The organism is Massilia sp. UYP11 (assembly GCF_050434805.1).
Lineage (GTDB): Bacteria > Pseudomonadota > Gammaproteobacteria > Burkholderiales > Burkholderiaceae_D > Telluria.
The window spans coordinates 81,660-104,670 of sequence record NZ_JBNDJE010000003.1 but is presented as its reverse complement, the minus strand read 5'-3'; the positions used below and the strand labels follow the sequence as shown (position 1 = coordinate 104,670).

Below are 23,011 nucleotides of genomic sequence, written 5' to 3'. Positions count from 1 at the left end.
CCGCGATGACCGCATTCGACTCTACCCCAGGCTGCATCAAGCGAGGCGCGCATGGCTGACGACAGCGGGCGGCCGATCGTCGTCAAGCGCATCAAGAAGGTGGCCCGCGGCCACCATGGCGGCGCCTGGAAGATCGCCTACGCCGACTTCGTGACGGCGATGATGGCGTTCTTCTTGCTCATGTGGCTGCTGGGCTCGACCGCCAAGGGCGACCTGGTCGGCATTGCCGAGTACTTCAAGACGCCGCTGAAGGTGGCGATGGCGGGCGGTTCCGGCTCGGGCGACTCGTCGTCGGTGATCAAGGGCGGCGGCGAAGACCTGACCCGGACCCAGGGCCAGGTCAAGCGCGGCGACTCGGTCCCCGAGAACAAGACCTATGACCTGCAGGCGGCCAGGGCCGCGCTGGCGCGCGAGGAGAGCTTGCGCCTGCAGACGCTGAAGGCGCGCATCGAGTCGGCGATCGAGGTCAATCCGATGCTCAAGAAGTACCAGAACCAGCTGCTGCTCGACATCACCAGCGAAGGACTGCGCATCCAGATCGTGGACGAGAAGAACCGCCCGATGTTCGCGCTGGCCAAGGCCGAACTGCAGCCGTATACCAGGGAAATCCTGCACATCATCGGCATGGTGCTCAACGAGGTGCCGAACAAGATCGGCATCTCGGGCCATACCGATTCGACGCCGTACTACAGCGATGCCGGCTACAGCAACTGGGAATTGTCGGCCGACCGCGCCAACGCCTCGCGCCGCGAGATGGTGCTGGGCGGCCTGCAGGACGACAAGGTGCTGCGCGTGGTGGGCCTGGCCTCGGCCGCCCACCTCGATGCGAAGGACCCGTTCAATCCGGTCAACCGCCGCATCAGCATCATCGTCATGAACAAGCGCACCGAGGACGCGGTCCGGCGCGACGCGGCGACGCTGGACGTGCCGGCGGCGGATGCGGTGGGCGCGGCCAGCGCCACGCTGGAAGCGGTGAAGAAATAGGCCAGGGCAGGACTGGAGAGAGTGAAATGACAAGAAAAAAAATACTGGGATCGCATGTCAAGCGCCTGCTGTCGGGCGTGTCCATGCACGGGCGGCGCCACCTGACCGAGGTCGAGACCGACCTGCTGCAGACCGAACTGCTGCTGGAAGAGGCGATCGACAAGCTGACCGCCAGCTTCACGGCGGTGCACGCGGCGGTCGGCGCGCGCCAGGAAGCGATCGAGCGGCTGCTGGAGGGCGGTGCGCTATCGCTTGAAGATCGGTCTTTGCTGTCGTCGATGTCGTCCGACGTGGGCGCGCACGTGAACACGGCGATCACCAGCATGCAGTTCCAGGACATGACGGCGCAACTGATTGAACGTACACTGCGGCGCGTGGCGGGCCTGCGCGACTTCCTGGGCACGCTCAGCGAGCATGGCGCCGACATCGCACCCGAGACCGACGGCGACGAGATCGTCGAGCGGCTCGGCAAGGTCAGCATGGCGCTGGCGATCCAGTCGCTCGAACTGCGCAGCATGCTGCGCCGCTCGGTCGAACAGAAGCACCTGGAAAGCGGCGACGTCGAGCTGTTTTGAGCGCTGTTGGCGTATTAACGAATCATTCAACTGGCGTGAAGCCGGATACAAAATAGCAGGAGCAAAAAATGGCAAAAACGATTCTCGCGGTCGACGATTCCAGTTCGCTGCGCCAGATGGTGGCGTTCAGCCTGAAGGCGGCTGGCTACAACGTGGTCGAGGCGGTGGACGGCCAGGATGGCCTGGACAAGGCCAAGCTGCAGAACGTCGACCTGGTGCTGACCGACCAGAACATGCCGAAGATGGACGGCCTGCAACTGATCAAGACCTTGCGCACCCTGCCGGGCTACGCCAAGACCCCGATCCTGATGCTCACCACCGAATCGTCGGACGAGATGAAGAACAAGGGCCGCGCCGCCGGCGCCAATGGCTGGCTGGTCAAGCCCTTCGATCCGCAGCGCCTGATCGAGGTGGTCAAAAAAGTGATCGGCTGACGCCATGCGCGACGCCCTGACCATGCTTTCACCCGAGCGGACGGCAACATGACCATCGACATCAGCCAGTTTTACCAGGTCTTTTTCGACGAGGCAGAAGAACTGCTCGCCGAAATGGAACGCCTGCTGCTGGGGGTCGACGTCGCCGCGCCCGATGCGGAAGACCTGAACGCGATCTTCCGCACCGCCCACTCGGTCAAGGGCGGCGCATCGACCTTCGGCCTGACCGATATGTGCGACGTCACCCACGTGCTGGAGTCGCTGCTGGACCGCATCCGCAAGGGCGAGATGGCGCTGACCTCGAACCACGTGGACGCCTTCCTGGCAGCCAAGGACGGGCTCAAGATGCAGCTCGACGGCCACCGCCACGGGGCCGCGGTCGACAACGAGGCCATCGCCAACGTGCGCATGGCCCTGCACGACCTGGCCGAGGGCCTGGTGCCGGCCGCGCCGGTGGTGGCGCCGTCCTACCTGACGGCCAAGCCGCGCGCCGAGCACCAGATCGAAGGCGCGCACCGCTACAAGATCGAGCTGCCGCAGGTGGCCCAGCGCGACATCAACGCGCTGGTCGACGAACTCGGGCTGATGGGCCGCGTCTCGGTGGCGCCGCTCGAGGGCGGGCGCACGGCGCTGATCATCACCACCCACGAGAGCCTGGACGACATCATCGCGATCTGCTCCTTCGTGCTCGAGCCGAGCGACCTGAAGATCTTCGAGGCGCCGGCGCTCACGCCGGCGCAGCGCGCGATCGAGGCGGCCGAGCGCAAGCGCATCGAAGATGCGCAGGGCTACGGCTTCTTCGGCCCCGACGACGACGTCGGCCCGGCCGGCGGCGAGCCGTCGGAGGACGATCTCGGCTACGGTTTCTTCCAGCCGATCGAACAGATCCGCGCCGCCGCAGGCATCGTGGCCGCCGCGCCGGAACCGGCGCCCAGCCTGCCGGCCCAGGCCTCCAGCCAGGCGCTCAGCGTGGTCGAGCACCTGGCCGAACTGAGCGCCGAGAAGAAGGCGGCCAAGAAGGACGCCCAGTCCGAATCGTCGTCGATCCGGGTCTCGGTGGAAAAGGTCGACCAGCTGATCAACCTGATCGGCGAGCTGGTGATCACCAACGCCATGCTCGAGCAGCGCAGCACCGTGCTCGACCCGATCCTGCACGAACGCCTGCTGTCGTCGGTGAGCCAGCTGGGCCGCAACACGCGCGAGCTGCAGGAAGCCGTGATGTCGATCCGCATGATGCCGATGGACTTCGTGTTCTCGCGCTTTCCGCGCATGGTGCGCGACCTGGCCAGTAAGCTCGGCAAGAAGGTCGACTTCATCACCCACGGCGCGGCCACCGAGCTGGACAAGGGCCTGATCGAGCGCATCGTCGATCCGCTGACCCACCTGGTGCGCAACTCGATCGACCACGGCATCGAAATGCCGGCCGCGCGCGTCGCCGCCGGCAAATCGGAAGCCGGGCGCCTGTTCCTGTCGGCCGGCCACCAGGGCGGCCACATCGTGATCGAAGTGGCGGACGACGGCGGCGGGCTGAATCGCGAGAGGATCCTGGCCAAGGCGGCCGCGAACGGCCTGGCGGTCTCCGAGACGATGAGCGACCCGGAAGTCTGGCAGCTGATCTTCGCGCCCGGCTTCTCGACCGCCGAAGTGGTCACCGACGTCTCCGGCCGCGGGGTCGGCATGGACGTCGTCAAGCGCAACATCACCGCCATGGGCGGCACGGTCGACATCCGTTCGGCGGCCGGTTTCGGCACCACGATCTCGATCTCGCTGCCCTTGACCCTGGCGATCCTGGACGGCATGTCGATCAGGAGCGGCGACGAAATCTACATCCTGCCGCTGTCCTTCGTGGTCGAGTCGCTGCAGCCGGCGCCCGAAGACGTGCGCGAGATCGCCGGGCGCGGGCGCGTGCTGAAGGTGCGCGGCGAATACCTGCCCCTGATCCCGCTGCACCAGATGTTCGACATCGCGCCGCGCCACCGCGAGCCGAGCGACGGCATCGTCGTCATCCTCGAGACCGAGGGCAAGAAGGCGGCGCTGTTCGTGGACGAGCTGGTGGGCCAGCAGCAGGTGGTGGTCAAGAACCTGGAAGCGAATTACCGCAAGGTGGCCGGCATTTCCGGCGCAACCATCATGGGCGACGGCGGCGTCGCCCTGATCCTCGACGTGGCGGCGCTGGTGCGTTCATCGCGTCAGCTGGCCGACGATCCCGTCGTTCCATCAATTTTTACTCAATAAGAAGGAAACCCATGTCCAACCTGGCAAACACCACCTCGGCTGACGGGACCGCGAACGACGGCGCCGGCAACGAATTCCTGGCCTTCACACTCGGCTCCGAGGAATACGGCATCGACATCCTGAAGGTGCAGGAAATCCGCGGCTACGAAGCGGTGACCCGCATCGCCAACGCACCCGAATTCATCAAGGGCGTGATCAACCTGCGTGGCATCATCATCCCGGTGGTCGACATGCGCATCAAGTTCAACCTGGGCACCCCGGTGTACGACCAGTTCACCGTCGTGATCATCCTGAACATCGGCGGGCGCATCATGGGCATGGTGGTCGACAGCGTGTCCGACGTGACCACCCTGACCGCCGACCAGATCAAGCCGGCGCCGGAGATGGGCACCGCCTTCAACTCCGACTACATGATCGGCCTGGGCACGGTCGACGAGCGCATGCTGATCCTGGTCGACATCGACAAGCTGATGTCCTCGGGCGAGATGGGCCTGATCGACAAGCTGGCCGCCTGAGAAAGCAGCTGCGACGGCGGCGGCATGCAGCATCCACATCGGACCGCGTCAATCGTGGCGCGGACCACATCAGCATTCAGAAGGCAGGACACGTGCCGCAGCAGAAAACAGAGACGGTCAAGGAATTCGACTTCACGCGCCGTGACTTCGAACGGGTACGCGCGCTGATTCACCAGCGCGCCGGCATTTCGCTGGCCGACAGCAAGCAGGAAATGGTTTACAGCCGCCTGGCGCGGCGCCTGCGCGCGACCGGCATCCAGTCGTTCGCGACCTACCTGGACGACCTGGAAGCGGGCCGCATGGACCGCGAGTGGGAATCGTTCACCAATGCGCTCACGACCAACCTGACCTCGTTCTTCCGCGAGGCCCATCACTTTCCGCTCCTGCTCGAGCACCTGGTCGCGGCGCGCAAGAAGGACACCCGTCCGCTCACGATCTGGTGCTCGGCGGCGTCGACCGGCGAAGAGCCGTACTCGATCGCGATGACGGCCTGCGAGGCCTTCAACAGCTTGACCCCGCCGGTGCAGATCGTCGCCACCGACATCGACACCAACGTGCTGTCCACCGCCGCCAATGGCGTGTACCCGATGGAACGGCTCGACAAGATGGCGCCGGAGCGCCTGCGCCGCTTCTTCTTGAAGGGCAAGGGCGCCCACGAGGGCATGGCGCGCGTGCGCCCCGAGCTGCGCAACCTCGTCACCTTCAAGCAGCTCAATCTGCTGGCCGACGGCTGGCCGCTGGAAGGGCAGTTCGACGCCATCTTTTGCCGCAACGTGATGATTTATTTCGACAAGCCGACCCAGCGCACCATCCTGGGCCGCTTCGTGCCGCTGATGAAGCCGAATGCGCTGCTGTTCGCGGGCCACTCCGAGAACTTCCTGTACGTGTCGGATGCGCTGCGCCTGCGCGGCAAGACGGTGTACGAACTCGATGGACGCAGTGCCTAAAGGCGTGAGACGACCATGAACAGCCAGTTCGCCACCAATCTCTATCACGACCGCACCTTCAACGTCGACGCGGCCAAGATTCTCCCGGGCGAGTATTTCTATACCGGCAAGGACATGCTGATCGCCACCGTGCTCGGCTCCTGCGTCTCGGCCTGCATCCGCGACCGCCTGACCGGCCTGGGCGGCATGAACCATTTCATGCTGCCCGACGGCGGGGCCGACGCCGGCAACAACCCGGTCTCGGCCTCGATGCGCTACGGCTCGTTCGCGATGGAGATCCTGATCAACGACCTGCTCAAGGCCGGCGCCAGACGCGAACACCTGGAGGCGAAGGTGTTCGGCGGCGGCGCCGTGCTGCGCGGCTTTACCGCGATGAACGTCGGCGAGCGCAACGCCGCCTTCGTGATGCAGTTCCTGAAAACCGAACGCATCCCGGTGCTGGCCGAAGACCTGAACGACATCTATCCGCGCAAGGTGTTCTTCTTCCCGCGCACGGGCAAGGTGCTGGTCAAGAAACTGATGCAAACCCACAACGAGACGCTGGCGAAGCGCGAGCTCGACTACGCCAAGCGACTCAAGGTCGAACCCGTCGGCGGCGCCATCGACCTGTTCTGACCCGCATGTTTACCTGTATCGACCTGAAAGGGAAAGCCATGAAGACCAAGGTGCTGATTGTCGACGACTCCGCGCTGATCCGCAGCGTGATGAGCGAGATCGTCAATTCCCAGCCCGACCTCGAAGTGGTCGCCACCGCGCCCGATCCGCTGGTCGCACGCGATCTGATAAAAAAACACAATCCAGACGTATTGACCCTCGACGTCGAGATGCCCAAGATGGATGGCCTCGACTTCCTGGAAAAGCTGATGCGCCTGCGGCCGATGCCGGTGCTGATGGTGTCCTCGCTGACCGAGCGCGGCTCGGAAATCACGATGCGCGCGCTCGAACTGGGCGCGGTCGACTTCGTGACCAAGCCGAAGATCTCGATCCAGACCGGCATGCGCGAGTATGCCGACATGATCGCCGACAAGATCCGCGCCGCCGCGCGCGCGCGCATCGCGCCGCGTTCGCGCACGCCGCAGGCAGCCAGCGCGCCGCTGTCGGCCTTGCGCAGTCCGCTAATTTCTTCGGAGAAACTGATCATCATCGGGGCCTCGACCGGCGGCACCGAAGCGATCCGTGAATTCCTGATGCAGATGCCATCCGACTGTCCGGGCATCCTGATCGCCCAGCACATGCCGGAGGGCTTCACCAGTTCCTTCGCCAAGCGCCTCGATTCGCTGTGCAAGATCAGCGTGGTCGAGTCGAGCGGCAACGAGCGGGTGCTGCCCGGCCACGCCTACATCGCGCCGGGCCACTCGCACCTGCTCCTGACCCGTTCCGGCGCCAACTACATGACCCGCATCGAGCAGTCGCCGCCGGTCAATCGCCACCGTCCCTCGGTCGACGTGCTGTTCCGCTCGGCCGCGCAGGCGGCCGGCAAGAATGCCGTTGGTGTTATCCTGACCGGCATGGGCAAGGACGGCGCGGCCGGCATGCTCGAGATGCGCGAGGCCGGCGCCCACAACTTCGCGCAGGACGAAGCCAGCTGCGTCGTGTTCGGCATGCCGCGCGAAGCGATCGCCCTGGGCGCCGCCCACGACGTCGGCCCCTTGCAGGCCTTGCCGCGCATGGTGCTCGAGCATCTGGCGGCGCAGGGCAGCCGGGCGTTGCGTGTTTGATCCGAATTAGTGATGAAGACCTGCTTTAGGGGCTATTTTATCGCCGTGAGGCAACAAAAATGCTATTCTTGAGCCTGTTATTGAGCCCATCAGGGCAGCTCACCCAACAAACCACAGTATAAGATTCAAACGGAGTTATTCATGGCTGATCCAAAGATGCGTTTCCTGGTTGTTGACGATTTCTCGACGATGCGCCGCATCGTCCGGAATCTGTTGAAAGAACTGGGTTATGCCAACGTCGACGAGGCAGAGGACGGCGTGATGGCGCTGGCCAAGCTGCGCAGCGAATCGTTTGACTTCGTGGTGTCGGACTGGAACATGCCGAACATGGACGGACTGACCATGCTGCAAAACATCCGCGCCGATCCCGCGCTGGCCAAGCTGCCGGTGCTGATGGTGACCGCGGAAGCGAAGAAAGAGAACATCATCGCCGCCGCACAGGCAGGCGCCAGCGGCTACGTGGTCAAGCCGTTCACGGCCGCGACCCTCGACGAGAAGCTGAACAAGATCTTCGAGAAACTGGATAAAGCCGGAGCCTGAGATGGGTGAGATGAACTCGGTGATCGACGCCGGGGCCGCCTCGAACGAAGAGGTGCTGAGCCGGATCGGCCACATGACCCGCGCGCTGCACGAAAGCCTGCGCGGGCTCGGACTGGACAAGTTGATCGAAAAGGCGGCGAGCGACATCCCCGATGCGCGCGACCGCCTGGACTACGTGGCGCGGCTGTCGGAACAGGCGGCCAAGAAGGTGCTGGACGCGACCGACGCGGCAGGTCCCCTGCAGGACGCGATCGAGACCCGCGCGGTCGAGTTGTCGGGCGGCTGGCAGGCGTTGCTGGACAATGGCGCGAGCGAGGCCGAATGGCGCGCGATGGCCCAGCGCACGGTCGCCAGCATGAACGAGTCGGCGGCCGGCGCGGTCGCCACGCGCGCCGAGCTGATGAACATCATGATGGCCCAGGACTTCCAGGACCTGACCGGCCAGGTGATCGGCCGCATCACCGGCATCGCGCAAAACCTCGAGAAGCAGCTGGTGCAGGTGCTGATCGATTTCGCGCCGAGCGAGATCAAGCGCGAGCTGGACAACGGCCTGCTGAACGGTCCGCAGATCAAGCCGACCGGCGCCGACGTCGTGGCCAACCAGGGCCAGGTCGACGATCTGCTCGACAGCCTCGGGTTCTGAGCCGGCGCCGCGCATTTGCCGGCCACTCTACTTACGCGCCTCCATGCATCACACCAACTTCATCGTCCGCGAGCCGCTGCTCGACCCCAGGCAGCGCGTGCTCGGCTATGAACTGTCGTGGCAGCAGCACGACGGACGCATTCCCACCGACCAGGACCTGGAAGGGCTGGTCGGTTTCGTCGCCGAGCACGTCAACCACCAGGACCATGGCTGGCTGCTGCGCGACAAGATCCTGTTCCTCGACGCGGTGCCGGGCATGCTGTCGCTCGATGCCCTGCACGCGCTGCCGCCGGAACGCACCGTCCTCACCTTCGACATCCGCCAGCTGGCCGACCTCGACGTGCGCTCGGCCGTGCAGGCCGTGCGCGCCGGCGGCGTCGGCATCGCGATCCGCGGCTGCGACCTCAACCTGCTGGGGCGCAACCTGTCGCCTTACGCGTCCTATCTCGAGGTGCGCTTCAGCGGCGCCGACGTGGCCGAGCAGGCCCGCAGCTATGCCGCGGCCAAGCATTCGGCGCTGCGCATGGTGGGGCGGCCGGTGGGCACCTGGGCCGACTTCGACGCCTGCGCCGCGCTCGGCCTGGACGCGTTCGTCGGCAAGCTGCACCTGACGCCGCGACCGGGCAACCCGGTCAAGGGCATGAACCCGACCCAGAGCGTGATCCTGCAGCTGATGCAGCTGGTGCAGACCAACGCCGACCTGCCCAAGCTCGAAAGCGTGCTGAAACGCGATCCGGCCCTGACCTACAAGCTGCTGCGCTACATCAATACCGCGGGCTTCGGCGCCGGGCGCGACGTGCAGTCGCTGCGCCAGGCGATCTCGCTGCTGGGCTATGCGCCGCTGTACCGCTGGCTGGTGCTGCTGCTGGCCACGGCCAGTGCGAGCGGCTATTCGCCGGTGCTGATGGAGACCGCCGTGGTGCGCGGGCGCCTGGCCGAGTTGCTGGGGCAAAAGTATCTGGGCAAGGGCGAGGCCGAGAACCTGTTCGTGGCCGGCATGTTTTCGCTGCTCGACCGGCTGCTGGGCCTGAGCATGCAGCAGGTGCTCGAGACCATCCAGTTGCCCGACGGGGTGGTGCAGGCGCTGACCGGGCGCGAAGGGCCGTATGGGCCCTACCTGGCGCTGGCCGAAGCCTGCGAGCTCAACTCGAACCTGGTGGCGTCGCTGGCCCATGGACTCGCGATCACGCCGTCCGAAGTCAACCAGGCCCACCTGTCGGCGCTGGCCTGGGCGCAGAGCGTCGCGGTCGAGGCCTGACCTTCTCCTTATACGGCCCGGCTGGATAGCCGGCGCCGCCCCCCGCAGCCGTACTGCCCATGTTCCCGCGCCGGCATGGGACCTTGGTCTGATTGCGTCCCGGCCGCAGCAGCGGACAATCGACGCTGCGAAGGATCACGCGGCACGCTCACTGGTCTCCCGAGCACCTGGCGAGCGCCTCCCTGGCGAGCGTCCCCCTGGCACAGCTTCCTCCCCTTTGAGGTTCGTTCATGGACACTAAGCACCTTGCACGGAGCCATGAGATCGGCACCAAGATCAGTCTCATCCATCAGCAGCGCATGAAGACCGCGCTGGCGCAGTTCAGCCAGCGGGCCGGCGCGGCGATCGGCGAGGCGACGGGCGCCAGGGAACCGGACGGGCGCGCGGGCTGGATGGCCGGGCTCAACCCCTGGTCGTACCAGCATTATGCGGTCGATGCCTTCCAGCGTTCGATGCTGTTCTGGGATACCTTGCGCCAGCGCGGCGACAACTTCCTCGAGCGCGCGGCGAAAGGATCGGCGCCGGTCCTGCATTTCGACTACGAAACCATCCTCGACGGGCGCGGCTTCGCGCGGCCGGTCAACTATGCGCTGCTGCGCATCATTCCGCCGGCCGGCGTCACGACCGACCCCGCGAAGCGCCCCTATCTCATCATCGATCCGCGCGCCGGCCATGGCCCCGGCATCGGCGGCTTCAAGGACGACTCGCAGGCGGGCGTGGCGATGCGCGCCGGCCATCCGGTGTACTTCGTCAGCTTCTTCCGCGACCCCGAACCCGGGCAGACGCTGCTGGACGTGTGCAGCGCCGAGGGGCAGTTCGTGAAACACGTGCGCGCGCTGCATCCGGCCAGCGAGAAACCGGCCATCATCGGCAACTGCCAGGGGGGCTGGGCGGCGATGATGCTGGCCGCCTCGAGCCCCGACGATACCGGACCGATCCTCATCAACGGGGCGCCGATGTCGTATGTGAGCGGCGCCTGGAACGAGGGCGAGGGCGACAATCCGATGCGCTATGCCGGCGGGATGCTCGGCGGCACCTGGCTGTCGTCGTTCGTCGCCGACCTCGGCAACGGCATCTTCGATGGCGCCCACCTGGTACAGAACTTCGAGAACCTGAACCCGGCCAATTCGCTGTGGGACAAGTATTACAAGGTATACCGGCTGGCCGACACCGAGCCGGCGCGCTACCTGGACTTCGAGCGCTGGTGGGGAACCTATTACCTGCTGAACCGCGAAGAGATCGAATTCATCACCCGCAACCTGTTCGTCGGCAACAAGCTATGGTCCGGCGACGTCAAGGGCAACACCGGCCAGGCTTTCGACCTGCGCGCCATCGAAATGCCGATCATCCTGTTCGCGTCGATGGGGGACAATATCACGCCGCCGGAGCAGGCCTTCAACTGGGTGGCCGACATCTATGGCAGCACCGAGGAAATCAAGTCGCGCGGCCAGGTGATCGTGGGCCTGCTGCACCAGAACATCGGCCATCTCGGCATTTTCGTTTCCGGCAAGGTGGCGAAGAAGGAATATACGCAGCTGGTGTCGGTGCTCAATGAAGTCGAGATCCTGCCGCCGGGCCTGTATGGCATGCAGATCACCGAAGTCGACGGCGCCGGCGCCGACGGCAAACCGCAGTACGAGGTCACCTTCCACGAACGCCGGCTCGAAGACGTCAGCACCCAGGTCAATCGCTTCAACCGCGTCGACGAGCAGCCGTTCGAGGCGGTGGCGGCGCTGTCCGACTTCAACCAGCGTGGCTATGAACTGTTCGTGCAGCCATGGGTGAAGGCCATGTCCAACGACATGAGCGCGCGCCTGCTGCGTGTCTTCCATCCCTTGCGCGTGCAGAACTGGGCGCTGTCGAGCCGCAATCCCTGGATGGCGTGGCTCGAACCGGCGGCGCGGGCCGTCCGCGAGCATCGCCAGCCGCTGGACGAGCGCGATCCGTGGCGGCGCCTGGAAAACGCCGGCGCCGAGCTGGTCAGTGCGTCGCTGGACCTGTATCGGGCCACGCGCGACGCCGCCACCGAAGCGGGCTTCTTCAGCATCTACGCGACCATGTATTCGCTCTACCTGGCCGAGCGCAAACCGGCGCAGCCGGTCCAGGAAACGCTGGACGCGCGCGCGTTGCCCTTCGTCCAGGAGGCGCTGGACTCGATTGCCGAGGGCGGCTATGCCGAGGCCTTCGCCCGCCTGGCAAGCCTGCGCTCCCAGCAGGGCGCGCTGTTGCCGCTGTCGCGCCTGGTCAAGCGCAAGGAACTGGCGCAGGCCTACGCCGACTACCTGCCGGACGTGCCGCTCGACCAGTGGCGGCGCCTGCGCGGCGAGCAGGAAATCATTACCCGGTACGAGCCCGAAAAGGCGATCACCACGCTGCCGACCCTGTTGCGCGATCGGCGCGACCGCGAGCGGCTCCTGACCCTGGTCAAGGCGTTGATGGCCGACGAGCGCGTGCAGGCGACGCCGCCGACCGGCGCCCAGCTGGCGATGGTGGAGCGGCTGCACACGCTGCTCAGTGGCGAACATGAAGGCCAGGCCGAGCAGCGGCCGGCCCTGCGGCCGGTCCCGCCAGTGCCCGACTTGCCGACCTCACCGCGCCTGCATTGAAAGGACCCGACATGGAACCGAAGCACGAGAAATACCAGCGGCTGATCGACTATTGCAAGGACCTGCCGCCGCTGCCGACCGCCGTCGTCCACCCCTGCGACGCCAGCTCGCTCACCGGCGCGCTGGAAGCCGCGCGGATCGGCCTGATCGCGCCGGTCCTGGTCGGTCCGCGCGCACGGATCGAGGCCGTGGCGCAACAGGTGGAGCGAGAGCACGGCCTGCGGATCGGCGACGTGCCGATCGTCGAAGCGGCCTACAGCCACGCGGCGGCGGCGACGGCCGTCGCGCTGGTACGCGAGGGCAAGGCCGAGGCCTTGATGAAGGGCAGCCTGCATACCGACGAGCTGATGGGGGCGGTGGTCAAGCGCGAGACCGGCTTGCGTACCGCGCGCCGCGTCAGCCACTGTTTCGTCATGGACGTGCCCGGATATCCCGATGCGCTGGTCATCAGCGACGCCGCCGTGAACATCGCGCCGACCCTCGAAGAAAAGATGGACATCCTGCAGAACGCCATCGACCTCGCGCACGCCCTGCAGTTCAAGGAAGTGCGGGTGGCGGTGCTGTCGGCGATGGAAACGGTCAATCCGAAAGTGCCTTCCACGGTGGAGGCCGCCGCACTGTGCAAGATGGTCGACCGCCATCAGATCACCGGCGCCCTGGTCGACGGCCCGCTGGCGCTGGACAACGCGATCGACCCGGACGCGGCCAGGATCAAGAAGATCGATTCGCCCGTAGCCGGGCGCGCCAACGTGCTGCTGGTGCCCGATCTCGAGGCCGGCAACATGCTGGCCAAGAGCCTGTCCTTCCTCGCCGGCGCCGACGCGGCCGGCATCGTCCTCGGCGCGCGGGTGCCGATCATCCTCACCAGCCGCGCCGATTCGATGGTCACCCGGCTGGCCTCGTGCGCGGTGGCCACCCTGGTGGCCAAGGCGCGCCGCGAGAGCGGCCAGCCGGTGAGGTGACGCCATGGCCGACCTCATTCTGGTACTTAACGCCGGCTCGTCGAGCATCAAGTTCCGCGCCTTCGACGCCCGCCCGGCCGAACCCGAGCTCGTCTTCCAGGGCCAGGTCGAGGGGCTGTACGACGCGGCCAGGTTCAGCGCGAAGGACGCCGGCGGCGCCGTGATCGGCGAGCGGCGCTGGGAACCGGACGCCGCGCCCGGACACCAGGGCGCGACCGACTACATCGGCGACTTCCTGCGCAGCCACCGCGAAGACCACCGCCTGGTGGCGGTCGGCCACCGCGTCGTGCATGGCGGCGTGCAGTTCAGCGAAGCGGCGCTCGTCACCCCGGCCGTGATCGAGGCGCTCGACCGCTTGACGCCGCTGGCGCCGCTGCACCAGCCGCACAACCTGGCGCCGATCCGCACCCTGGCGCAGGCGCGACCGAGCCTGCCGCAAGTGGCTTGTTTCGACACCGCCTTCCACCGCGCCCAGCCCGAGGTGGCGCAGGCGTACGCGCTGCCGGACAGCATTACCAGGCTGGGGGTGCGGCGCTACGGCTTTCATGGCCTGTCGTACGAATACATCGCGTCGGTGCTGCCGGCGTACTCGCAGCAGGGCGCCGAAGGCGCCACCCTGGTGGCGCACCTGGGCAATGGCTCGAGCCTGTGCGCGCTGGTGGGCGGCAAGAGCGTGGCCAGCACGATGGGCTTCACCGCCGTCGACGGCCTGCCGATGGGCACCCGCTGCGGCAACCTGGACCCGGGCGTGGTGCTGTTCCTGATGGACCACCTCAAGATGGATGCGCGCGCCATCGAACGCCTGATCTACAAGCAGTCGGGCCTGCTCGGCGTGTCGGGCATCTCGAGCGATATGCGCACCTTGCTCGCCAGCGACGATGCGCGGGCGCGCTTCGCGGTCGACCTGTTCCTCTACCGCATCGGCCGCGAACTCGGCTCGCTGGCGGCCGCCATGGAAGGCATCGACGCGCTGGTGTTCACCGCCGGCATCGGCGAGCATTCGGCGCTGATCCGCGAACGGGCCTGCCGCGCGGCGCGCTGGCTCGGGGTCGAACTCGACCCGGCCGCCAACGCGGCCGGCGGGCCGTGCATCAGCACGGCAGGCAGCAAGGTCTCGGCCTGGGTGATTCCGACCGACGAAGAGCTGATGATCGCGCGCCATACGCGCGCCGTGGTCGCCGGGGCGGCCAGGGGAGCGGCGGCATGAAGACGGTCAGCCTGGAGCGCGCGGTCGCCATGATCCCGGATGGGGCCAGCCTCATGATCGGCGGCTTCATGGGCGTGGGCACGCCGGAACGGGTGGTCGACGAACTGGCGCGCCAGGGCAAGCGCGACCTGACCGTGATCGCGAACGACACCGCCACCCCCGGCCGCGGCATCGGCAAGCTGGTCACGGCCGGGTCCGTGCGCAAGGCGATCGTCAGCCATATCGGGCTCAACCCGGAAACCCAGCGCAAGATGATTGCCGGCGAGCTGCAGGTCGAGCTGGTGCCGCAGGGCACCCTGATCGAGCGCCTGCGCGCCGCCGGCTACGGGCTGGGCGGCGTCCTGACCCCGACCGGCGTCGGCACCGCGGTCGAAGAGGGCAAGCGCAAGATCGAAGTCGACGGCGCACCCTACCTGCTGGAGACGGCGCTCGGGGCCGATTTCGCCCTGGTCGAAGCCTTTCTGGCCGATTACGAGGGCAACCTGGTCTACGCGCTGACCGCCCGCAATTTCAATCCCGTGATCGCGATGGCGGCCGGGACCGTGATCGTCGATGCCGCCCATATCGTTCCGGTGGGGATGATTTCTCCCGACCATGTGGTGACGCCGGCGGTGCTGGTCGATTACCTCGTGGCCCACGCGTGAATGAGGAGGTAACTCGAGCCATGGACGCCCCAACCCTGATCGCCAGACGCATTGCCCAGGAATTGCGCCCGGGGATGCTGGCGAACCTCGGCGTCGGCATACCGACCCTGGTCGCCAACTACGTCCCGCGCGACATGCACATCTACTTCCAGTCCGAGAACGGCCTGGTCGGCACCGGGCCGATCCCGCAGGAAGGCCTGGCGCAGGCCTATCTCACCGATGCCGCCGGCCAGCCGGTCACGGCCTTGCCCGGGGCGGCGACCTTCGACAGCGCGGTCTCTTTCGGCCTGATCCGGGGCGGCCACCTCGATCTCACGGTGCTGGGCGGCCTGGAGGTGGACCAGGAAGGCTTGCTGGCCAACTGGATGATTCCCGGGAAGATGGTGCCCGGCATGGGCGGCGCGATGGACCTCGTCACCGGCGCCCGGCGCGTCATCGTCGCCATGCAGCATACCGCCAGGGGCAAGCCGAAGATCGTGCGGAAATGCACGTTGCCGCTGACGTCCACGCGCGCGATCGACCTCCTGGTGACCGAACTGGCGGTCATCGGCTTCGACGGCGGACGCGCCACCCTGCTGGAAACCGCGCCCGGCGTCGGGGTGGACGCGGTGCTGGCCGCCACCGAGGCCGAGCTGACGGTGCCGAGCCGGGTGCCGCAGATGCAAATCGATGGCCTCAACCCAACCGAAGGAGCTTCGTCATGACCGATGAACGCCACCGCCCGGTATTGTCGGGCAAGAAGGCCCTGGTCTCCGGGATCGCCAACGAGCATTCCATCGCTTACGGATGCGCCAAGGCATTCCGCGAGCTGGGCGCGGAACTCGCCATCACCTATGCCGGCGAGAAGACCAGGACCTATGTCGAACCGCTCGCGCGCGAGCTCGGCGCGCCGATCTTCATGCCGCTCGACGTCACCCGGCTCGAGGACATCGAGGCGGTGTTCGGCGAGATCGAGCGGCAATGGGGGCGGCTCGACCTGTTCGTGCACTCGATCGCCTGGGCCCCGAAGGAAGACCTGCAGGGCGGGCTGCTCGACAGCAGCGCCGCGGGCTTTGGCCAGGCGATGGACATCTCCTGCCATTCCTTCGTGCGCATGGCGCGCCAGGCGGCCCGCCTGATGACGGACGGCGGCACCATGTTCACGATGAGCTACTACGGCGCCAACAAGGTGGTCCCCAACTACAACCTGATGGGGCCGGTAAAGGCGGCGCTGGAAGCGTGCGCGCGCTACCTCGCCTATGAACTCGGGCCCAGGCATATCCGGGTGCATGCCATGTCGCCGGGGCCGCTCAAGACGCGCGCGGGCTCTGGCCTGAAGGACTTCGACCTGCTGCTCGCGCAGGCGGCCGAACGCGCGCCGCTCGGCGAGCTGGTCGACATCATGGACGTCGGCTTCGCCTGCGCGTTCCTGGCCACGCCGTATGCCAGGCGGCTGTCCGGCGAGACCATCTACGTCGATGGCGGCGTGCACATCATGGCGTGAAAGGAACTGCCATGGCTGACTTGGTGATGGGAAACGTGGAGGCGGGCACCAGCGACGAGGACATCAAGGCCTTCCTGGTCAAGTATGGATTTCCGCCGTTCGACGCGATCGAGCACCTGCCCGGGGACGGCACGCGGCCCGCGGTGCTGCTGACGTTCAGGGACGCGCCGCCCGAAGCGCTGCGCAGCCTGCTGCCGCGCGTCCAGGACATGTTCTGGAAGACCGGAAAATTCACGTGCATATCGTCAACGAACGCTATAGCTAGCGCGCTAACGGGGACCGGAGATGGGCTTGCTCGACAGGATCAGGCGCGGGGGCGACAGCGCCACGGCGCCGGCGGCGCAGGAGAGGGAGGGCGTCGACGCGGCGATCGAGCGCGTGCTGGCGCTGCACCCGCAGCTGGGCCTGGCGCGCCGCAGTCGCACGCGTCTCGCGCCCGCGGTGGCGACCTCGTTCGCCTACGTGCGCGCGCTGGTCGACGCAGTGCCCGCGGCGCGCGAGGCCAGCGCCGCCGCCTGGGATGGCGATCCGTATATTCACGCCTGGTTCGCCGGGCCCGACGAGGTCGCGTCGCGGATCAGCCGCTCGGCCGAGCTGCGCGCCTTTTTTGCCGACCACGGGGACGCGCCGGAAGCCTATGCGGTGCTGGGGATGGACATGGCCGAACGCCACGTCCTGGGCGCCAGGATGGAGGGCGAGACGATGCGCCGCGACGTGCCGCAGACCACGGTGAGCTTCAACGACCACCAGGTCAGGATGTGCGCCGGCGATGAAGCCCAGCTCAGGATGGACATCGTGCGGCGGCTGCTGGACGAGCTGGCGCTGGCAGGCCTGGCGCGCGGCGCCGCGGACAAGTCGCGCCGCGCCGCGCTCGAACGTGAGCGCGCGTTGCTCAAGGTGCGGCTGCAATTGCTCGAACGCCAGGGCAAGGGTATCCGCGCCGTGATCGGCGGCGACGTCGCGAGCGACCCCGGCGAACTGGCGCGGCTCGAAGAGCAGGTCGAGGAGAACGCGCGCGAGCTGTCCGGCCTGGGATTGCGCGAAGACGCGCTGGAGCGCGAACTCGAGCAGGTGCGCGCGGTGTTCGTCCAGCCCGGACGGCATCTGTCGGTGTCGACCCGGCGCCTGGCCCTGGACCGGATGAACGTCGTGATCGAGCCTGGTGGCGCCGGGCGCGACGCGGCCCCGGACGGGAGGCCAGGGATGCCGGCGGGCCCGCCGGCGGGCGCCGACCTGGAGTTGCGGATCGCGCGCCTGCCGACCCTGCCGCCGCGGGTGCGCGCATTCTCGCTGGTGCGCTTCGCGCGAACCAGCCTGCTGCCGGAAAAAAGCGTGTTCGAGGAAGCAGAGCAGTTGCTATCGTCGGGACTCTGGTCTTGACGCCGGTTCACCTGACAAGTTGTGAGGAGCATATATCATGGCTGGGGGCAAGGAAATACGCGACAAGATCAAGAGCGTGGAAAGCACCAGGAAGATCACCAAGGCGATGGAGATGGTCGCCACCTCCAAGATGCGCAAGGCGCAGGAGCGGATGCGCGCCGCGCGTCCCTATGTGCGCAAGCTGCGCAACATCACGGGGCACCTGGCCGAAGCGAGCCCCGAATACAGCCATCCCTTCCTGCTCACGCACAGCGAGGGCAAGCGGGTCGGGTTCATCGTGGTCACGACCGACAAGGGCCTGTGCGGCGCCATGAACACCAACATCCTGCGCATCGTGACGCACGCCATGCGCGAATACGAGGAAGCCGGCGTCGGCAGCGACCTGGTCGTCATCGGCAGCCGGGGCCTGTCGTTCATGAACCGCATCGGCGCCCGGGTGGTCGCGCATGCCGTGCAGCTGGGCGACACCCCGCACCTCGAACGGCTGCTGGGCCCGACCAAAGTGCTGCTCGACGCCTACCAGAACGCCGACATCGACGCCATCCACCTGTGCTACACCAAGTTCATCAATTCGATGAGCCAGCAGGCCGTCATCGAGCAGCTGGTGCCGCTGGTGCCGGAGAACGTGCGGGCCGAACGGGGCACGCATGGCTGGTACTACCTGTACGAGCCCGATCCGGTGCAGGTGATCGACGACTTGCTGATACGGTATGTCGAGGCCCTGATCTACCAGGCGGTCGCCGAAAGTTTCGCGTCCGAGAATTCGGCGCGCAGGATGGCGATGAAGGCGGCAAGCGACAACGCGGCCAGCATCATCGACGACCTCAAGCTGGTCTACAACAAGTCCCGCCAGGCGGCGATCACGAAGGAACTGTCCGAGATCGTCTCCGGCGCGGCGGCGGTCTGAGGCTGGCGGATACAGCGGGGACATCATGGCAACGCCACCTACGATCCATGTCAGCGTCGTCTCGGCCGAAGAGGGCGTGTTCGAAGGCGAGGCAGAGTTCGTCGCGCTGCCCGGCGAAAGCGGCGAGCTCGGCATCTATCCGATGCACACGCCCCTGATGACCCGGATCCGGCCGGGCGCCGTGCGCATCAAGGTGCCGGGGCAGGAGGAGGAAGAACTGGTGTTCGTCGCCGGCGGCATCCTCGAAGTGCAGCCTGACGAAGTGACGGTGCTCGCCGACACCGCCATCCGCGGACGCGACCTGGACGAAGCCAGCGCGAATGAAGCGCGCAGGCAGGCCGAGGAAGCGCTGCGCAACCGGGACACGAAGATCGATTACGCCAAGGCGCAGTCGGAACTGGCGATCGCCATTGCGCAACTCCAGGCCTTGGCGCGGCAAAAGAAACGGCGCGGATGACGCCGTCCCATTGCGACTTTTTTTGACAGGCACAGTCATGCAGGACGATCCGGCGGACAGGCCGGCGTTGCCGGCCCTGGCCCGGTTGCGCGACGGCCGCACGGTGTTGTTGCGCGAGATCCGGGCGCAGGACGAAGACGGGCTGCGCGCCGCCTTCGATCGGCTGTCGGCGGATTCGCGCTACGCGCGCTTCATGATGCCGCTGCGCGAGCCGTCGCCCGCCATGCTGGCGGCGGCGACGCGCCCGGATCCACGCCATGACCTGGCGCTGGTCGCCGTCAGCGGTGACGGCGGCCCGGACCAGCACATCGTCGCGGGCGCGCGCTTCGTGGGCGCGGCCGGCAGCGACAGCTGCGAGTTCGCCGTCGCCGTCGTCGACGACTGGCAGTCACTGGGCCTGGCGCGCCGCCTGCTGGAAAGTCTGATCGCCGTGGCCAGGACGCGCGGATTGCGCCGCATGGAGGGTTTTGTGCTTGCCGCTAACACCCCGATGCGGCGGCTCGCCAGGCGCCTCGGCTTCGCCGACAGGGGGTGCGATGACGACGCCACGCTGCGGGTGGTCAGCCTGGACCTGGCCGGCGCCGGGGCCGGAGCAGGGGCGTGGCCGACTTAAGCCGGTCAGGACGCCGCGCTGCGGCGCTCGGGGCGGCCGGTGGTCAGGAAGCGCTCCAGCGTCTGCTGCATCTGCATCGAGATGCCGGCAAAGCTGCAGCCGACCTGCACCTGCTCGCCGAGCAGGAAGGTGCGGAACGGGCGCATCAGGCGCACTTCCAGGTCGGCCGTGACGACCAGCGCCGGCCCCAGTTCCAGCCGCACGCCGCTCAGTTTCTTGCCGACGTGCAGGCCGAAACACTGTTCGGGCGAGGCGCGCATGCCGACCCCGCCCTGGGAAAAATCGTAGAGGGGTAGTTCGACCTGGCGGCCCGACAGGTTGAAGCTGGCGGTATAGTTGGCGCCGACCGGCGTCTCCACCCTGCGTGCGGAACGCCGGTTCAGCACCAGGCAGTGTTCGGGGAAGGTCGCCGGCACCAGGTGCGGCTGGCCGGGCAAGCTCACCCAGTCGCTGTCGAGCTCGAATTGCAGCTTGGCGTTGCCGCCGATCGCGCTGACGAAGGTGGCGTGGCGGGTAGCCGGCAATTCACTGCCAGTAAAATCCACCACGAAATGTGGCAACTCCGGATCGACCGACTCGATCCGCACCAGGATCGGTTCCTGGACGCCGGAATAGACGGTCAGCGGATCACCGCTGAGCGCCAGGGCGGTCAAGGCTTCACCGATGTCGAAAGGATCCGACATCTGGTGCGGCTCGGCGTTGCCGGGGATGCGGCTCAAGAGGTCGGACGATTTGGGCGGGCCCTTGCGGGCAATGGCGACGGCATCAAGGACGTTCACGGCGGGTTCCTGGACGTGATTGTGGAATGCTGCTGCACACAAGTATAACGCGCTTCGCAACCGTGTTGCAAACCGGAAATCACTGGTGCAGCATTAGTATCGATCAAACTTCCAGGTTATCGATCAGGCGGGTCGTGCCCAGCTTGGCCGCCGCCAGCACCACCAGCGGCTCGCCGCGCTCGAGGTCGGCCGCGCCGGGCGCTTGCAGGTCGATGCGCTTGCGTACCGAGATATAGTCCGGTTGCCAGCCGCGCCCGGCCAGGGCGGCCATCGCGCGCGCTTCGACGGCTTCGATGTCGCGCTCGCCGCCGCGGATGGCGTCGGCCACCGCGTTCAGGTGCTGGTACAGCGCCGGAGCTTCGGCGCGCTCGCTGCCGGACAGGTAGCCGTTGCGCGAGGACAGGGCCAGGCCGTCCTCGGCGCGGAAGGTCTCGGCGCCGATGATCTCGGTCGGCAGGGCGAACTGGCGCGCCATGTTCCGCACGATCATCAATTGCTGGTAATCCTTCTTGCCGAACACGGCCACGCGCGGCTGCACGCACGAGAACAGCTTGGTCACGACGGTGCACACGCCCTCGAAGAAGCCGGGGCGGAACTCGCCTTCGAGCGTATTGCCCAGGCCTTCCGGTGGACGCACGCGGTATTCCTGCGGCTCGGGATACAGATCCTTCTCGGTCGGCGCGAACAGCACGTAAACGCCTTCTTTTTCCAGCTTGGCCACGTCTTCCTGGAAGGTGCGCGGGTATTTGTCGAAATCTTCGTTGGGGCCGAACTGCAGGCGGTTGACGAAGATCGAGGCGACCACCGGGTCGCCATGGCGGCGCGCCAGGCGCATCAGCGACAGGTGGCCTTCGTGCAGGTTGCCCATTGTCGGCACGAAGGCCGTGCGCAGTTGGCCGCGCAGCTGGTCGCGCAATTCGTCAATGGAAGAAATGATTTTCATGGGTGAGCGGATGAGAATGAAGCGGCATCAAGCCGGCGAATAGGCGAGGCGCACGTAGATCGGCGCAAAAGGCTCGGCCTGGGTAATTTCGATCAGTGTTTCTTTCGCCAGTTCGAGCATGGCGACGAAATGGACGACCACGATCGGGACGGTGTGCTGCCCGGAAAACAGGTCGCCGAACTCGACGAAGCGTTGCGACTGCAGGGTGCGCAGGATGGCCGACATGTGCTCGCGTACCGACAGTTCCTGGCGCCCGATCCGGTGGTGCTGGGTCAGCTTGGCGCGGCGCAGCACGTCGAGCCAGGCGCGCTGCAAGTCCCAGGGATCGACGTCGGGGAGGGGCGGGGCCAGGCCCTGTTCGACGAACAGCTGGGGCCGGACAAAGTCGCGGCCTTCTTGCGGCACATTGCCAAGCGCTACCGCAGCGGACTTGATCTGCTCGTAGTCCAGCAGGCGGCGCACCAGCTCGGCGCGCGGGTCGCCGACATCCTCGACCAGGTCGTCCTGGCGCTTGGGCAGCAGCATGCGAGACTTGATCTCGATCAGCATCGCAGCCATCAACAGGTATTCCGCCGCCAACTCGAGGTTGCTCTTGCGGATCTGCTCCACGTAGACCAGGTATTGCAGGGTCACCTGCGCCATCGGGATGTCGAGGATGTTGAAGTTCTGCTTGCGGATCAGGTACAGCAGCAGGTCGAGCGGACCTTCGAAGGCGTCGAGGAAGATCTCGAGCGCGTCGGGCGGGATGTACAGGTCGTTCGGCAGGCGCGTCAGCGGTTCGCCGTACAGGCGGGCGATCGCGGCGTCTTCCGGCAGGGGCGGCGCGGCAGGCGGGGACTCCACGGCGGCTTGCAGAGGGATATCCTCTCCCCCGGCTTGCGGCATCATGCGCGCGCCTCCGTCCTCAGACCTTGGTCTGGTATGGGTAGGCCTGCTGGCGCAGGCGCGATTCCTGGGTGCGGGCCTGCTCGTCGAGCGAGACCGGCTCCTTGTCCCACAGCAGGGCGCGGCCGGCGACCTGGCCCGCGTCCAGGTGCGGATTCTGCTTCTTGAGCTCCGAGATGAACTTGGTGTGCTCGGATTCGTACATCACGTGTTTTTTCGAGAAGATCATGGTTCGCTTAAGATAAAGGACGGCTGGTTGCCGGCGACGGGCAGATTCTTCTGCCGCCCGCCGCCGG

General features: G+C 66.7%; 25 protein-coding genes. 21 read left to right on the top strand and 4 right to left on the bottom strand.

Features of this window, described 5'->3' with window-relative positions; all coding sequences use genetic code 11:
* Positions 1-51 precede the first annotated feature (51 nt).
* The 21 genes from motB to ABIB38_RS07020 all read left to right on the top strand — a co-directional run bounded on the left by motB (position 52) and on the right by ABIB38_RS07020 (position 20,108).
* On the top strand, positions 52-984 hold the full coding sequence (gene motB, locus ABIB38_RS07120; RefSeq protein WP_429202984.1) for a flagellar motor protein MotB: 933 nt from the start codon (positions 52-54) through the stop codon (positions 982-984).
* Positions 985-1,010: 26 nt separating this feature from the next.
* Positions 1,011-1,559, top strand: coding sequence for a chemotaxis protein (locus tag ABIB38_RS07115; protein WP_429202982.1), 549 nt, complete (start codon positions 1,011-1,013; stop codon positions 1,557-1,559).
* A 68-nt stretch (positions 1,560-1,627) separates the two neighbouring features.
* The gene (locus tag ABIB38_RS07110) at positions 1,628-1,993 is read left to right on the top strand and encodes a response regulator (RefSeq protein ID WP_005666664.1); all 366 of its coding nucleotides are present in this window, start codon (positions 1,628-1,630) and stop codon (positions 1,991-1,993) included.
* A 48-nt stretch (positions 1,994-2,041) separates the two neighbouring features.
* The gene (gene cheA, locus ABIB38_RS07105) at positions 2,042-4,228 is read left to right on the top strand and encodes a chemotaxis protein CheA (RefSeq protein ID WP_429202981.1); all 2,187 of its coding nucleotides are present in this window, start codon (positions 2,042-2,044) and stop codon (positions 4,226-4,228) included.
* 11 nt (positions 4,229-4,239) lie between these two features.
* Complete coding sequence (locus ABIB38_RS07100; protein ID WP_005666668.1) at positions 4,240-4,743, top strand: chemotaxis protein CheW; 504 nt, start codon at positions 4,240-4,242, stop codon at positions 4,741-4,743.
* Between the two features lie 92 nt (positions 4,744-4,835).
* Entirely contained in the window at positions 4,836-5,690 is an 855-nt protein-coding gene (locus tag ABIB38_RS07095; protein WP_429202980.1) for a CheR family methyltransferase, read from the top strand.
* A gap of 15 nt (positions 5,691-5,705) precedes the next feature.
* Entirely contained in the window at positions 5,706-6,305 is a 600-nt protein-coding gene (gene cheD / locus ABIB38_RS07090; RefSeq protein WP_429202979.1) for a chemoreceptor glutamine deamidase CheD, read from the top strand.
* A gap of 38 nt (positions 6,306-6,343) precedes the next feature.
* A complete protein-coding gene (locus ABIB38_RS07085; RefSeq protein ID WP_429202978.1) occupies positions 6,344-7,408 on the top strand; it encodes a protein-glutamate methylesterase/protein-glutamine glutaminase in 1,065 nt (354 codons plus the stop codon).
* Between the two features lie 141 nt (positions 7,409-7,549).
* Positions 7,550-7,948, top strand: a complete 399-nt coding sequence (cheY, locus tag ABIB38_RS07080) for a chemotaxis response regulator CheY (RefSeq protein ID WP_005666673.1) — start codon at positions 7,550-7,552, stop codon at positions 7,946-7,948.
* Between the two features lies 1 nt (position 7,949).
* Positions 7,950-8,591, top strand: a complete 642-nt coding sequence (gene cheZ, locus ABIB38_RS07075; RefSeq protein WP_429202977.1) for a protein phosphatase CheZ — start codon at positions 7,950-7,952, stop codon at positions 8,589-8,591.
* A gap of 43 nt (positions 8,592-8,634) precedes the next feature.
* Positions 8,635-9,849 (top strand): EAL and HDOD domain-containing protein, encoded by a 1,215-nt coding sequence (locus tag ABIB38_RS07070; RefSeq protein ID WP_429202976.1) that lies wholly within the window; start codon positions 8,635-8,637, stop codon positions 9,847-9,849.
* 230 nt (positions 9,850-10,079) lie between these two features.
* On the top strand, positions 10,080-12,455 hold the full coding sequence (locus ABIB38_RS07065; RefSeq protein WP_429202975.1) for a DUF3141 domain-containing protein: 2,376 nt from the start codon (positions 10,080-10,082) through the stop codon (positions 12,453-12,455).
* An 11-nt stretch (positions 12,456-12,466) separates the two neighbouring features.
* Positions 12,467-13,417 carry a phosphate acetyltransferase gene (locus ABIB38_RS07060; RefSeq protein ID WP_429202974.1) on the top strand — a complete coding sequence of 317 codons (951 nt, stop codon included), beginning with the start codon at positions 12,467-12,469 and terminating at the stop codon, positions 13,415-13,417.
* 4 nt (positions 13,418-13,421) lie between these two features.
* A complete protein-coding gene (locus tag ABIB38_RS07055; protein ID WP_429202973.1) occupies positions 13,422-14,624 on the top strand; it encodes an acetate/propionate family kinase in 1,203 nt (400 codons plus the stop codon).
* On the top strand, positions 14,621-15,268 hold the full coding sequence (locus tag ABIB38_RS07050) for a CoA transferase subunit A (protein ID WP_429202971.1): 648 nt from the start codon (positions 14,621-14,623) through the stop codon (positions 15,266-15,268). Before ABIB38_RS07055 ends, ABIB38_RS07050 begins: the two co-directional genes overlap by 4 nt.
* Before the next feature lie 20 nt (positions 15,269-15,288).
* Entirely contained in the window at positions 15,289-15,972 is a 684-nt protein-coding gene (locus tag ABIB38_RS07045) for a 3-oxoacid CoA-transferase subunit B (RefSeq protein WP_429202969.1), read from the top strand.
* Positions 15,969-16,751, top strand: a complete 783-nt coding sequence (gene fabI, locus ABIB38_RS07040; RefSeq protein WP_429202967.1) for an enoyl-ACP reductase FabI — start codon at positions 15,969-15,971, stop codon at positions 16,749-16,751. The genes ABIB38_RS07045 and fabI overlap by 4 nt, the downstream gene beginning before the upstream one ends.
* A 291-nt stretch (positions 16,752-17,042) precedes the next feature.
* Positions 17,043-18,131 carry a hypothetical protein gene (locus ABIB38_RS07035; RefSeq protein ID WP_429202966.1) on the top strand — a complete coding sequence of 363 codons (1,089 nt, stop codon included), beginning with the start codon at positions 17,043-17,045 and terminating at the stop codon, positions 18,129-18,131.
* A gap of 37 nt (positions 18,132-18,168) precedes the next feature.
* Positions 18,169-19,038 carry a F0F1 ATP synthase subunit gamma gene (gene atpG / locus ABIB38_RS07030; RefSeq protein ID WP_429202964.1) on the top strand — a complete coding sequence of 290 codons (870 nt, stop codon included), beginning with the start codon at positions 18,169-18,171 and terminating at the stop codon, positions 19,036-19,038.
* 25 nt (positions 19,039-19,063) lie between these two features.
* Positions 19,064-19,495 (top strand): F0F1 ATP synthase subunit epsilon, encoded by a 432-nt coding sequence (locus tag ABIB38_RS07025; RefSeq protein WP_429202962.1) that lies wholly within the window; start codon positions 19,064-19,066, stop codon positions 19,493-19,495.
* A 22-nt stretch (positions 19,496-19,517) separates the two neighbouring features.
* On the top strand, positions 19,518-20,108 hold the full coding sequence (locus ABIB38_RS07020; RefSeq protein ID WP_429202960.1) for an N-acetyltransferase family protein: 591 nt from the start codon (positions 19,518-19,520) through the stop codon (positions 20,106-20,108).
* Positions 20,109-20,113: 5 nt separating this feature from the next.
* Here the strand turns inward: ABIB38_RS07020 and ABIB38_RS07015 are convergent, their stop codons facing one another.
* From ABIB38_RS07015 to ABIB38_RS07000, 4 genes are all read right to left on the bottom strand, one after another.
* On the bottom strand, positions 20,114-20,887 hold the full coding sequence (locus ABIB38_RS07015) for a flagellar brake protein (RefSeq protein ID WP_429202958.1): 774 nt from the start codon (positions 20,885-20,887) through the stop codon (positions 20,114-20,116).
* Between the two features lie 103 nt (positions 20,888-20,990).
* Entirely contained in the window at positions 20,991-21,830 is an 840-nt protein-coding gene (panC, locus tag ABIB38_RS07010) for a pantoate--beta-alanine ligase (protein WP_429202956.1), read from the bottom strand.
* A 27-nt stretch (positions 21,831-21,857) separates the two neighbouring features.
* Positions 21,858-22,718 carry a segregation and condensation protein A gene (locus ABIB38_RS07005; protein WP_429202954.1) on the bottom strand — a complete coding sequence of 287 codons (861 nt, stop codon included), beginning with the start codon at positions 22,716-22,718 and terminating at the stop codon, positions 21,858-21,860.
* Between the two features lie 16 nt (positions 22,719-22,734).
* A complete protein-coding gene (locus ABIB38_RS07000) occupies positions 22,735-22,944 on the bottom strand; it encodes a DUF3460 family protein (protein ID WP_429202952.1) in 210 nt (69 codons plus the stop codon).
* Positions 22,945-23,011: the final 67 nt, after the last annotated feature.